Origin of the sequence: Demequina flava, from assembly GCF_000975035.1 — a bacterium.
Classification (GTDB): Bacteria; Actinomycetota; Actinomycetes; order Actinomycetales; family Demequinaceae; genus Demequina; species Demequina flava.
In genome coordinates, this window is the sequence record NZ_BBRA01000002.1 from 584,562 (window position 1) to 596,899 (window position 12,338).

Consider the following 12,338-nt stretch of genomic DNA (forward strand, 5'->3'; position numbering starts at 1 on the left):
TGTTGCATGTCAAACCAAATCGCCAAAGTAACGGTCACGATTGAGTCAAATCGGACATCGATCAGTGCGATCCGGCAGCGCAGATCGTAAGAGTGACGGAAGTCACTCCAGCGCTTTTACGTGAGCGATTGGCCCGCCAAGGCAGGCCACATGGCAGTCAGACAGAATGCGAGTGCCCGTCGGAAGGCACACCCCGCAGCGGTTCTATGGCGCGAGGTTAGCCGCGGAACGACTGGGCGCGGCGCTGCGTCGCCCACGCGACGATCTGCGTGCGCCGGCGCAGGCCCATCTTCGCTAGAACACTTGTGACGTGGTTCTTGACGGTCTTCTCGGCAATGCCGAGCTGGTCCGCGATCTCGCGGTTCGACTTCCCTTCGCCCACGGCCTTGAGCACTTTGCGCTCGGTCGGGGTCAGGCTTGAGATCGTCTCGTCCTCTTCAACATTGATGTGCTGCCCGTGCTCGCGCCCCGTCGCGCTGTCGCGCACGGCCTTCACGACCTCAGCTGAGCCTGCAGTCTTGGCGACAAAAGCATCGGCCCCCGCCTGTCGCGCTGCGGCACGCGCCTCGTCATCGTCATAACTGGTGAGCACCACGATGTGCGTGTCGGGCAAGGTGGAGCGGACGTGAGAGATGACATCGAGACCGGTGCCGTCTGGAAGTCTCAGGTCCGAGAGGATCACATCTGGACGTACGGCGTCGGCACGGCGAATTGCCTGCGCCACACTCGCTGCCTCGGCAACCACTTCGATTCCGTCGGCCCTATCGAGGATGTCGCAGATTCCGCGTCGCACCACTTCGTGGTCGTCGAGTACCAATACACGCACGTCAGACATACCCTGCATCGTAGGCGTTACCTGCTGTTCTGCACGACTCGGCTCGCCCACGGCACCGCTATGGCGGCGTTCAGCGACTCACGCCACGCGGCGAGTACCGCCGCTGGCACCGCGCACACCAGTGCGTCGCACGCCCGCCAACGCTCGCCCGCTGCACCAGTGAGCCACACCGCGCGCACGGCTCCCCCGCACGCCCATAGGCCTCTAAGCCACGCTCAAAGTAGCCGGACTCACCATTCACGTTGACGTAGAGCGCGTCGAAGCTCGTGCCACCAGCCCTGAGCGCGCTGCTCATCACGGTACGCGCGGCATCGACGAGCGTCCGCGCCTGCACCGAGGTCACGGCGTGGGCAGGGCGCTGAGGGTGCACACGCGCGTGCCACAGCGCCTCGTCCGCGTAGATGTTCCCAATACCGGAGACCAGGCTCTGATCAAGCATGACCTGCTTGATGCCACGTGTCCCCCGGCGCCACGACCTCATCGCAGCGCGCTCGTCAAGGTGTGGATCCAGCGCGTCGCGACCGATGTGCGACACGCTCACCGGCAACCTCGCGGCACCATCTCCGGCCCCGCCGGGCGCTCCATCGACCGTGGGTTCGAGCTCCTCGACGTGGAGATACCCAAATGTGCGCTGGTCCAGGAAGTCCAACACAAACTCATCGCCGCCACGGCGGAGCGCAAGCCGGGCCCTGCAATGGGAGTGCGGCTGAGGGGCATCGGCAGCGGTGTGCACCCGGAATTGGCCGGACATGCCCAAGTGAGCCGAGAAGGCCTCAACCGGCACGGCCTTGCCAACCCCAGCATCGGCCGGATGCTCCAGCGGCATCCACAAGAACTTGCCCCTGCGAACGGGCGCAACAATCCGAGAACCCACCAGCATCGATTGGAACTGACGAGAGCCGCCGGGGAGGAGCCTCACACAGGAGTCGCGCCTGACATCAACGGAGGTAATGAGCGCGCCGGTGACGAATGGGACGAGGCCGGCGCGAACGGTCTCGACCTCGGGAAGTTCGGGCATCGAGGACCCTACGCGGGAGCGTCAGCTGCGCTGGTGTCTGCAGCGATGAGCGCGGCGTATGCCTGAGACGCGGCCTCTTGCTCAGCGTGCTTCTTCGCGGACCCCACGCCCGTGCCGTATGCGGCGCCGTCGATCGTGACGGTCGCTGTGAAGGTGCGCGCGTGATCGGGGCCCTCCCCCTCACACGTGTACACAGGAGCACCCTTGCCTCGCTCAGCAGCGGCTTCCTGGAGCGAAGTCTTCCAATCCAGCGCCACGCCGGAGGTGGCGGCGGCTGCGAGGTGATTGGAAACCAGGCTCAACACGAAGTCACGGGAGGCATCCATGCCGTGAGTGAGGTAGACCGCACCGATGATCGCCTCAACGGCGTCACACAGGATGGAGTCTTTGTCAGCGCCACCGGTGGTGCGCTCGCCCTTACCCAGCAGAATGCATGGGCCCAAGTCGATGGTGCGTGCAATCTGCGACAGCGCCTTTTGAGAGACGGTGGCGGCACGCATCTTCGCGAGTTCACCCTCGGGAAGGTCGGGGTGATCGCGGTATAGGCGGTCGGTAACGACCACCCCGAGCACCGAGTCTCCGAGAAACTCCAGGCGCTCGTTGGTGGGAAGCCCGCCCGCCTCGTAGGCGAACGAGCGATGAGTGAGCGCGAGGACAAGTAAATCGGGGTCGATTGTGACACCCAGGCGTGCCACCAAGGCGTCGGCCGCAGCCTGCCCTGGAATGGTCACGTTACTTGTCCTCGCGCTGGAAACTCTTTACAGCTCGTTCTCGGTGCGCAGCGCCTCGGCGTACTGGCGGCCGTTGTAGGCACCACACGAGGGGCATGCGACGTGAGCGAGCTTGTCCGCCTTGCACGACGGGCACGTCGCGAGATTCGCAGCGGTGGTCTTCCACTGGGAGCGGCGAGCACGCGTGTTGCTGCGCGACATCTTGCGCTTGGGAACTGCCACGGCTAACTCTCTTTCTGTTCAGTCAAACTCTGGAGCGCCGACCACCTCGGGTCGATCGCTTCGTGGGCGTGGTCCGGATCATTCTCGAGCCTTGCACCACATTGGTCACACAGCCCCGGGCAATCCGGGCGGCACAGCGGGGTGAACGGCAGTTTCATCACTACCGCGTCCCGCACCACGTCTTCAAGATCGAGGCTCTCACCATCAAACTTAAAGACGTCCTCGGGCTCTTCGCCGTCCTCGTCAGACTCGATCTCGCCGACTGTGAACAATCCCTGGACAGTAGCGTCGACATCAAGCCGAACCTCATCCAAGCAACGTCCACACTCGCCAAGAGCCTGCGCGCGGGCGGTTCCGGAAACCCAGATGCCTTCCGACACGGACTCGAGGCTCACATTGAGCTCCAGATCCGCACCTTCAGGCACGCTGATGATATCTGTGCCCAGGGCCTGGGGCACCGCAAACGATTCGCTCACCTCGCGGTGTGCACCGGGACTCCGGACAATGTCCCTCACATGGAACACGTACGGAGAGGTGGTTGGGCGGTGCGACATCGTGCACCTCCCATCGTTTCCAGTCCCTCAGGACCTGGCCCTTACAACATCAGCAGGACCGACGCACTACTTTACGCGATAACCGGCCCTAGTCTCAACTTGACGCGGCCAGTGAGCGTGCAATCGCCTCAGACACGCCGGCCGGCACGTACGACGACACGTCCCCGCCGTGCCTTGCCACGTCCCTCACCAGCGATGATGCGACGTGGCTGAGTCCATTGTCTCCCACAATGAAGACGGTCTCAATTCCGCTCAGCGACCTATTCATCAGCGCCATGGGACGCTCTGCGTCGAAGTCCGCTCCCCCGCGCAATCCCTTGACGATGGCATCGGCGCCTGCGTCACGGCAAAAGTCGACCAGCAGGCCGTCTGTCTGGGTGGCGCGGACGCCCTCGATATTCACCGTAGCGGCGGCCGCGAGTGCCACCCGGGTCTCGGAGTCCAGGAGCGGCGTCTTGGTCGAGTTGTGTGCGACCGCGATGATCACCTCGTCGAACAGGGCAGCGGCACGCGCGGCGATGTCGACGTGGCCGACCGTGATGGGGTCGAAGGTGCCAGGAAAGACAGCAATGCTCATGGGGCCGACGCTACCTCACGCACCTGCGGCCGTGTCCGGCTCGCTGTGCTCGCCCGGGTCCGCTTCGTCACCTGAGCGAGCCTCCGCGAGCGCCGCATACGTTAGGCGGGTCTCCCCGTAGTCCTTTTGGGCGACGATCTCGAGTTGCGCAGGCCAGGTCGCAGCCTCTGCGCGAGTCGAGGATTCTAGGACAACCGTGGCGTCGGGAGCCAAGAGCGCGGGAAGTGCGGACAGCACGGCCTCAACTTCCTTGGGCGGCAAGTCATACGGAGGATCGATCATCACGAGGTCATAGGAGCCCGCTGTTCGGGAGACAAAGCTCCCGGCCTTCTCCTTGACGACGCGGGCACGGGTGCCCACCGACAGCGTGCGAACATTGCCTTGCAACACCCGCGCGGCTGATGCCGCCGACTCCACCAACGTGACGCTCGCGGCTCCCCTGCTCAGGGCCTCGAACCCGAGTGCTCCGGATCCCGCATACAGATCGAGTGCGACTGCGTCCCTCAGTACGTCGGAGTGGTCGAGACGCGAAAACAGCGCTTCGCGGACACGGTCTGTCGTGGGTCGCGTGCCTCGGGGCGGCACGCTGAGCCGCCTGCCGCCGAACTCTCCCGCAATGATTCTTGTCACACTTCCAGCGTACGGGCAGGGTGGGCGCCGGCGCGTCACTAGGGTGGATCCGGAGCATTGAATACCTGAGGGGATCCACGTGAGCGAGCACAACACCACCGTCTGGTGGCGCCAGCGGCGAGTCATCATTCCAGCGGCGGTGGGAGCCGCATTACTCCTGGTAGCAGCAGGGTGGGCAGTAGGACGCGCGATCGACCCGGCCGCCCCTGCGCCGACCCAGGCAGACGCCGCTTCACCAGGAGCGTCGGCCGAGCCAACGTCGAGCGCATCCCCCGAGCCTGACGAGGTGGTCTTGGGCCCCGCATGTATGGCGATGGTCGACATCACGTCGGAGTGGGACGGCGGGTATCAAGCGGACGTGTCCGTGACCGCTGCAGGCATCGACATTCCAGACTGGACCGTGTCACTGGACCTGGCCGATGCGAAGGTCACGTCATCGTGGAACAGCACTCTCGAGGTGGACGCTTCGGGCGCGACCTCGGCAGACAACATGGACTACAACGGTGCCGTCGACGCCGACGCCAGTACCGATTTTGGCTTCACCGCGACGGGCGAGGCAAACGTCACGGACGTCACCTGCTCGTCTTCAGTGGCGGGCCTCACTACAGCGAAGGACGATACCGATACGGGCATGGCCGACTCGGCCAACCTCTCCGCACCAGTGAATGCACCGAGCGGCGATGACTGGCTCAGCGTCGATGGCAACTCCCTTGTCGATTCCCATGGCAACGAGGTGTGGCTGACGGGGGCCAACTGGTTTGGCTTCAATACGTCTGAACGAGTGCTTCACGGCCTGTGGTCGGTCAACCTCGCGGACACCATGGCGGCCTACGCGGACCAGGGCCTCAACGTCATCCGTATCCCGATCTCGACGCAGCTGTTGCTCGAGTGGCGCGCGGGCGAGGCGAGCACGACAACCAACGTCAACACCTCGGCGAACCCTGAACTCGAAGGGCTCACGACGCTCGAGATCTTCGACGTGTTTCTCGCGCAATCGAAGGCCCACGGAGTGAAGGTCATCCTTGACATGCACTCTGCGGAGGCCGACAACACCGGCCACCTGGCTCCGCTGTGGCACACCGCGGCTGTCTCCGAAGACGACTTCTTCGCAGCATGGGAATGGGTAGCCGAGCGGTACCGCGACGACGACACGGTCATCGCCTTCGACCTTCAGAACGAACCTCACGGCAAGCCACCCGAGGATCAGCGAGCAAGTTGGGGCGACGACGGCGACAACGACTGGCGCGCGGTGGCGTCAGAGGCGGCTGACCGAATTCACGACATTCACCCCGACGTCTTGCTAATGGTCGAGGGCATTGAGTCAACGCCGCGCAACGGGTCCTCGTGGTCGAGCAACGATCCAGGTGACTACGACATCACCTGGTGGGGCGGAAATCTGCGACTGGCGGGCGACGATCCAGTCGATGGCCCCGACGACAAACTCATGTACTCTCCGCACGATTACGGCCCCCTGGTCTACGAACAGCCATGGTTCCAGGGCGACTTCACCGCGGACAGTCTTGAGTCCGACGTCTGGACCCCCAATTGGCTATACCTCCACGATGAGGGCATTTCACCGCTTCTCATCGGCGAATGGGGCGGGCGCTTGGGCGAGGACGATCGACAAGATCGTTGGCTCACCGCATTGCGCGATCTCATCGAGGACCGGCGACTCCATCACACGTTCTGGTCGCTGAACCCCAACTCTGGAGATACCGGAGGCCTCTTGCTCGATGACTGGACGACGTGGGACGCCGACAAGATGGCGCTGCTCCAGCCCGTGCTGTGGACAGACGGTGCCGGGTCCGCTGTGGGGCTTGACCACGAGGTTCCGCTCGGGGCTACGGGAGTTTCACTGAGCGAGTACCACCGCTGAGCGGTCCCCACCAGGCTGACCTCTAGCCTCGCTCGAGGAAGGCCTCGCGCTCGGGGTCAAGCCAGTCTTGGACGGCCGATGCCAGGGCGGGGTGATCGCCAAGGCTCGGATCAGCGTCAATCACCTCGGCAGCAGCCACGCGCGCGTCTTCAATCACCTTGGCGTCGCGCACGGCGCGCAGGAGCCTTAAGGAAGAGCGGCCGCCCGACTGCGCGGCACCCAACACATCGCCTTCGCGACGCAACTCCAGGTCCTTTTCTGCCAGCACAAACCCGTCTGAGGTGTCCGCGAGCGCCTGCAGACGCTCGCGCGCAACGGTGCCATCCTCCGCGCGTGTCACGAGCAGGCACAGTGATGGGAGGTCCGAACGCCCAACGCGGCCGCGGAGCTGATGCAACTGAGAGATTCCGAAGCGCTCAGCGTCCAGCACCACGATCATCGTGGCTTCAGGAACGTCGACACCCACCTCGATCACCGTCGTGGACACCAACACCGGCGTCTGCCCGCTCGCAAAGGCTGACATCGCCGCGTCCTTGTCGTCCGCGGACAAGCGGCCATGCATCATCCCGATGCGCACACCCTTGAGTTCGGGACGGCGCGCCAACTCGTCGACTGTGGCTGTCACCGATGCCAAGGGAACCTTCGGCTCCTCTGTCGCCACGGCATCGGCGATATCCAAGGTCAACTCTTCGGAGTCGTCGCCATCGGGCTCGACAGTCTCCGCAGGCTCATCGACGTCCTCGTCAATGCGCGGACACACCACGTAAACCCGATGGCCCTTGTCGGCTTCCTCGCGAACGCGCTGCCAGGCACGCGCGAGCCACGCTTCGTTCTCCGCCGGTACCAGGTGCGTCGTGATGTCGACGCGCCCAGCGGGACGCTGCCCAAGCACTGACGTCTCGAGGTCTCCGAAGACGGTCATCGCGACCGTGCGCGGGATCGGCGTGGCAGTCATCACGAGCGTGTGGGGCGGACGGTCTCCACGCTCGCGTAGGGCATCGCGCTGCTCAACCCCGAAGCGGTGCTGCTCATCCACGACGACTAAGCCGAGATCGGCGTACTGAACGCCCTCAGACAACAGTGCATGGGTACCGACCACGATCCCCGCGGCCCCCGACGCCGCCTCACCCAGGGCCTGCCGACGCGCCTTGGACCCCAGCGATCCAGTGAGCAGCGCGATCCGCGTCGCGCCGTCCGCACCAGTCAGCATCCCGCCGTCCGCGAGCGGGCCAAGAAGTTCTCTCAATGAGCGCGCGTGCTGGGCGGCGAGCACCTCTGTGGGCGCGAGGAGCGCCGCCTGTCCCCCGGCGTCGATCACCTGCGCCATGGCGCGCAGCGCCACCACAGTCTTGCCAGCGCCCACGTCGCCCTGGAGCAACCGCAGCATCGGCCGGTCTCGCTCAAGGTCAGCCGCGATCTCACGACCCACGTGAACTTGCGCCTCGGTTAATGGAAACGGAAGCCGGGCGTCCAGCGCCGCGGCGAGCCCGTTGGCCTTCGCGGGGCGCGGTGTCGCAGTCAGATCGGCATGCGCGGCACGTCGCCTGGCGAGCGCCGTTTGGAGCACAAACGCTTCCTCAAAGCGCAATCGGTCGCGGCCGCGCTTCCAGTCGGCGTCGGTGTCGGGGACGTGGACCAATTGGAGCGCCTCGCGCAGTCCCGGTAAGTCGCGCTTTTCCAGGGCCGATGCTGGCACGGGATCCGGCAGATCCTCAGCGGTGAGGGGGTCAAGAACGGTGCGCACCGATCGCCCGATCCGCCACGTCGGGACCGATGCTGTGGCGGGGTAGATCGGGATAGGGCGAGAGGCTTCCAGAACAGCCTCGTCCTCGCTGGCAGCGTCCACGCCAACGATCACGTAGTCGGGGTGCGTGAGTTGCCGGCGCCCGCGGTACTCACCGACGGTGCCGGTGAACAGGCCAGTCCGGCCGGCGCGGAGTTTGTCCTCGTGCATACGCAGCACGCCCGCGCGCTTGGCGAAGAATGTGAGTTGAAGTGAGGAGGCTCCGTCGGTCACGACCGCCTCGAGCATCGCGCCGCCGCGGGAGCGCATTGACCGCACTTGGACGGATTTCACCTGCGCCATGACCGTGACGTGTTCGCCCAGGCGCAGCGCGGCGATGTCCGTCATCTCCCCCGGCGCTCCATAGCGGCGCGGATAGTGGCGGACTAGGTCACCGACAGATTCGAGTCCGAGTTTCTTCAGCCCCCCAGCAGTACGGGCGCCGAGCACTGCCTTCAGCGGCTCACGCAGTCGCTCAGGACTCATGCGCCGCTCTCGACGCCGATCAGGACTGCGGGATGAGATTGACCGCCGCGGTACACGTGAATGTCCGCGGTCGGCGCGGCGGCGGAGACAGATGTGCGCACCACTCCGGTGACAGATTCCGGGATACCAGTGGCGAGGATGAGCGAGACCACTTCGGTATCGCGGTCGACGAGGGCGTCGACGTCCTCGTCGAGCGCATCAGCACTGCTGCGCCCCACCACGGTGCGGGCGACCGCTGCGGCCATCTCTTCGGCCAGGTCTTGCCCTGGTGTGACGAGGGCCGCGGCAGCGACGGCGGCGAGCACGTGCGCCTCGTGTTCGGCCTCGAGGACCGTGAGGAACGGCTCCTTGCGACGTTTGCGCGCCACGTCGGTCGCAACCGCCCGTAGCTGCGGGTCACCCGCGACAACCACGGCGAGGGTGCCCGATGCGTCCTTAACGGCGCGCCGCAGGCCCCGCTTCTTCATCGCGGCCGGGTCCGGCACCACCAAGACGACAGCGCCCGCGTCCGCGAAAGGCTCGGCCATTCCGGGGCACGTCGTGAGGGCGACGACTCCGGTCGAGGCGCGGTCAGCGTCATGCGAAGCCTTGATGTTGCGCACGACGATCTGGCGCGCGTGACTGGCGATGCCCTGGTCGACGGCGGTGTGCGGAAGGTCGGTATGCACGTGAGCTTGATAGAGGCCGTGAGCGCCGGTGACCGTCACAGAGTCGCCCACCGCATGGAGAGAGTCCGTCAGGGCCTCGCGGATGTCGTTGTCGTCCTCCACGACGAACATCACTTCATACGCGCCGCCGTCATGCACATGCGCGCCTTGCGTCGTCAGGTGCGTGTCGTGGTCGTGCAGTTCCCATGGCACCTCCTCGAAGGAGGCAAGGGCCTCGGGACCCGCGATGGTCTCCGCCAACATCTCGAGCTGCAACACCAATCCGGCAGCACCTGCGTCAACGACTCCGGCCTCGCGCGCTTGGGGTAAGTCATCGTGCGTCGCTGTGAGCGCGGCGCGGGCGCTTACGACCGCTTCAACGACGGTCCCTTCGCGGTCTGCGCCTGCGCTGGCCGCGGCACGAGCGCCCTGGCCCGCGAGCCTTGCGACAGTGAGCACCGTGCCCTCAACGGGCGATCCGACGGCCCGATATGCCGCGTCCGAGGCATGTTCGAGTGCGTCCGCGATGGCCTTGGGCTTGGCGCCCGTCAGCCCGCCGTGCGAGTCAACCGAGGACAAGAATGACGTGAGGTACTGGCTGATGATGACGCCGGAGTTGCCGCGCGCACCAAGCAGCGCGCCCCGGGAGAAGGCCGCGACAACCTCGCGGTGCGTGGCGCTCTCGGGAAGCTTCGCGACCGCGCGATTTCCCTCTTGCAGAGTGAGATACAGATTTGTCCCGGTGTCGGAGTCTGGAACGGGGAAGACGTTGATCGCGTCAAGATTCTTGCGGGCGCGCTTCACGGCACCCGCTCCCGAAGTGAGCCAGTGCCGCAGGTCCGTCGATTCCGCCATATCTCCCGCACATCGAGCGCTACCCGTGCAGCGCTGTCGCCATCTATGCTGTCATGTACCGCCGACGTGGCCCATGCCACACGCTCGGCGTTTGCCGTCAGGGGTGTCCGTCGGATACTCTAGTGCGGTTGCCCGAAGACTCGGGCTCTTAAATGTGGCGCTCCGCACCTGACGTGGACGCGCAAAGACACCAAGGAGAACTATCGTGGCTGCCAACTGCGACGTCTGCGGCAAGGGACCTTCGTTTGGTCACTCCATCTCGCACTCGCACCGCCGCACCAAGCGTCGCTGGAACCCCAACATCCAGCGCGTCCGTGCAGTGGTTGCCGGTACCCCTAAGCGGGTAAACGTGTGCACCTCGTGCCTCAAGGCCGGTAAGGTGCAGCGCGCCGTCTGACGTACATAAGACTCGTAAAAAGCGGGCGATTCCCCTCGGGGGACGCCCGCTTTTTCGTGCGCCCACGCGCTGGCATCGTTTACCCGTGAAGACCCTGCGGTCACGCGAATCGGCTTGTCGCGGGGCCGCACAACTCGCCAGACCCGATTGCGCTCACCGCAGGTTGTTCACGCGCTCGGTGCGAGTGCGACAACGGTGCGGGTGCGATAACAGTGCGAGTGCGACGACAGCGCGGTCACGACGCGTGCCGCGAGGAGCATTTAGCGGAAGTGGTCCCAGCCGGCCTCTCCTGGCCGCTCGCCGTCGATCACGAGCCCAGGCTCCCCGTCCTCAACCCGTCCGATCACGTGCCACCCGGCGGGCACCGCGGACTGGCGCGGGAAGCACGCCAGCATGTGGTGGTCCTCACCGCCGCCGATAGCCCAGCCCAGCGCGTCCTCGCCGAGCACCTGCCCCGTGAACTGCGCCGCCTCGTGAATGGGGATGGCCGCCGATTCAACCGCGAGCCTCACCTGCGACGCGCGAGCCATCCGAGCACCGTCACGTGCGAGCCCGTCGGACAGGTCCATCATCGCCGTTGCTCCGTGCAGCGCCGCCTCGAGCCCAGCCCCAATGCGAGGACTGGGACGCAGGAAGAGCTTGATCGCCTCAGGCGCATCGCGGCGCCCGGCCTCAAGCAACGCAAGCCCCGCGCGTGCCGCGCCCAATTCTCCGGCGACAGCAATAATGTCGCCCACCTCGGCATCGGCCCGGGTTACAGGTTCGGTGCCGTGTGTCTCGCCGATCGCGGTCACCGCGACGACGATCTCGCTCCCGCCGGAGAGGTCGCCACCCACCACGCCAACTCCGTGCGGCTCACACGCCTCGCGCAGACCATCAGCCAAGCCAAGAACGAACTCGACATCCGTATCCCCCGGTGCCGACAGACACACCTCAAGGGCCGTGGGCACGGCGCCCATTGCGTCGATGTCGGCGAGGTTCTGCATCGCAGCACGCCAGCCCACATCCGCCCCCGTGGACCACGCCCGGCGGAAGTGCCGGTCCTCGACCAGCATGTCTGCAGACACCACAAGATCACCGTCGACGGCGAGCACTGCAGAGTCGTCACCGGAGCCCAGAATCGTGGCATCGGTCTCGGGCAGTCGGGGCGCGAACAGAGCGATGAGCTCGTCCTCGGACATATCGCTAATGCGGGTCATGGAACGAGGGTAGCCAGCATTAGGCTTGGCGCATGCGTCGCAGTGCCACCTTTGCCATTCTCGGCTCCGTTGCCGCGGTCGCTTTGAGCGGCTGCGCGCACCCGCTGGTCGTCGAACCGGCCGAATACGCCGCCGACCCCGCGTGCGCGGAAGTGATGCTGGCGATCCCTGAGGTCGTGGGTGGTCTTGAGCAGCGCGGCACGACGTCGCAGGCAACTCAGGCCTGGGGTGATGAGTACGAGATCATCGCCCGCTGCGGCGTGGAGCCTCCCGGGCCCACGACGGAACCGTGCCTTGCCATTGCGACCGCCTCCGCAGACGTGGACTGGCTTGTGACAGAGGGCTCCGAGGACTGGGTGGCCGTGACCTTTGGCCGCTCCCCCGCGCTCGAACTGACCGTTCCGAAGGCCCGCGCGGACGAGGCCGTGACGGAGGTTCTGGCTACAGTCTCAACGGCCGCAGCCCGCGCTCCTGTCAACAATCTCGAGTGCCGCTAAGGCGACGAGTTCGTCCGGCCCGGCAAGCGGT

13 protein-coding genes are annotated in these 12,338 nt (G+C 65.6%); 3 read left to right on the forward strand and 10 right to left on the reverse strand.

Annotated elements, in window-relative coordinates; translation table 11 throughout:
- Positions 1 to 217 precede the first annotated feature (217 nt).
- The 7 genes from AOP74_RS11340 to rsmD all read right to left on the reverse strand — a co-directional run bounded on the left by AOP74_RS11340 (position 218) and on the right by rsmD (position 4,567).
- Positions 218 to 835 carry a response regulator transcription factor gene (locus AOP74_RS11340; protein ID WP_236683816.1) on the reverse strand — a complete coding sequence of 206 codons (618 nt, stop codon included), beginning with the start codon at positions 833 to 835 and terminating at the stop codon, positions 218 to 220.
- Between the two features lie 70 nt (positions 836 to 905).
- The gene (gene mutM / locus AOP74_RS11345; protein ID WP_061962464.1) at positions 906 to 1,853 is read right to left on the reverse strand and encodes a bifunctional DNA-formamidopyrimidine glycosylase/DNA-(apurinic or apyrimidinic site) lyase; all 948 of its coding nucleotides are present in this window, start codon (positions 1,851 to 1,853) and stop codon (positions 906 to 908) included.
- Positions 1,854 to 1,861: 8 nt separating this feature from the next.
- Positions 1,862 to 2,584: a ribonuclease III gene (gene rnc / locus AOP74_RS11350; RefSeq protein WP_061962465.1), complete on the reverse strand. Its 723-nt coding sequence runs from the start codon at positions 2,582 to 2,584 to the stop codon at positions 1,862 to 1,864.
- A gap of 27 nt (positions 2,585 to 2,611) precedes the next feature.
- On the reverse strand, positions 2,612 to 2,806 hold the full coding sequence (gene rpmF / locus AOP74_RS11355; RefSeq protein ID WP_061962466.1) for a 50S ribosomal protein L32: 195 nt from the start codon (positions 2,804 to 2,806) through the stop codon (positions 2,612 to 2,614).
- Between the two features lie 2 nt (positions 2,807 to 2,808).
- Positions 2,809 to 3,282 (reverse strand): YceD family protein, encoded by a 474-nt coding sequence (locus AOP74_RS11360; RefSeq protein ID WP_236683817.1) that lies wholly within the window; start codon positions 3,280 to 3,282, stop codon positions 2,809 to 2,811.
- Between the two features lie 172 nt (positions 3,283 to 3,454).
- Positions 3,455 to 3,937, reverse strand: coding sequence for a pantetheine-phosphate adenylyltransferase (gene coaD / locus AOP74_RS11365; protein WP_061962468.1), 483 nt, complete (start codon positions 3,935 to 3,937; stop codon positions 3,455 to 3,457).
- A 15-nt stretch (positions 3,938 to 3,952) separates the two neighbouring features.
- A complete protein-coding gene (rsmD, locus tag AOP74_RS11370; protein WP_061962469.1) occupies positions 3,953 to 4,567 on the reverse strand; it encodes a 16S rRNA (guanine(966)-N(2))-methyltransferase RsmD in 615 nt (204 codons plus the stop codon).
- 79 nt (positions 4,568 to 4,646) lie between these two features.
- Between rsmD and AOP74_RS11375 the strand changes: the two genes are divergently transcribed.
- Positions 4,647 to 6,443 (forward strand): cellulase family glycosylhydrolase, encoded by a 1,797-nt coding sequence (locus tag AOP74_RS11375; RefSeq protein WP_061962470.1) that lies wholly within the window; start codon positions 4,647 to 4,649, stop codon positions 6,441 to 6,443.
- A 22-nt stretch (positions 6,444 to 6,465) separates the two neighbouring features.
- Here AOP74_RS11375 and AOP74_RS11380 read toward each other — a convergent pair whose 3' ends face one another.
- Together AOP74_RS11380 and AOP74_RS11385 are read right to left on the reverse strand one after the other, a co-directional pair.
- The gene (locus tag AOP74_RS11380; protein ID WP_061962471.1) at positions 6,466 to 8,712 is read right to left on the reverse strand and encodes an ATP-dependent DNA helicase RecG; all 2,247 of its coding nucleotides are present in this window, start codon (positions 8,710 to 8,712) and stop codon (positions 6,466 to 6,468) included.
- Complete coding sequence (locus AOP74_RS11385) at positions 8,709 to 10,214, reverse strand: DAK2 domain-containing protein (RefSeq protein WP_061962472.1); 1,506 nt, start codon at positions 10,212 to 10,214, stop codon at positions 8,709 to 8,711. The genes AOP74_RS11380 and AOP74_RS11385 overlap by 4 nt, the downstream gene beginning before the upstream one ends.
- A gap of 205 nt (positions 10,215 to 10,419) precedes the next feature.
- On the opposite strand from AOP74_RS11385, the gene rpmB reads away from it, so the two are divergent.
- Complete coding sequence (rpmB, locus tag AOP74_RS11390) at positions 10,420 to 10,611, forward strand: 50S ribosomal protein L28 (RefSeq protein WP_061962473.1); 192 nt, start codon at positions 10,420 to 10,422, stop codon at positions 10,609 to 10,611.
- A 260-nt stretch (positions 10,612 to 10,871) separates the two neighbouring features.
- Here rpmB and AOP74_RS11395 read toward each other — a convergent pair whose 3' ends face one another.
- Positions 10,872 to 11,810 carry a thiamine-phosphate kinase gene (locus AOP74_RS11395; RefSeq protein WP_082096302.1) on the reverse strand — a complete coding sequence of 313 codons (939 nt, stop codon included), beginning with the start codon at positions 11,808 to 11,810 and terminating at the stop codon, positions 10,872 to 10,874.
- A 32-nt stretch (positions 11,811 to 11,842) separates the two neighbouring features.
- Here AOP74_RS11395 and AOP74_RS11400 point away from each other — a divergent pair, with 32 nt between their 5' ends.
- Complete coding sequence (locus tag AOP74_RS11400) at positions 11,843 to 12,307, forward strand: DUF3515 family protein (protein WP_061962475.1); 465 nt, start codon at positions 11,843 to 11,845, stop codon at positions 12,305 to 12,307.
- Positions 12,308 to 12,338: the final 31 nt, after the last annotated feature.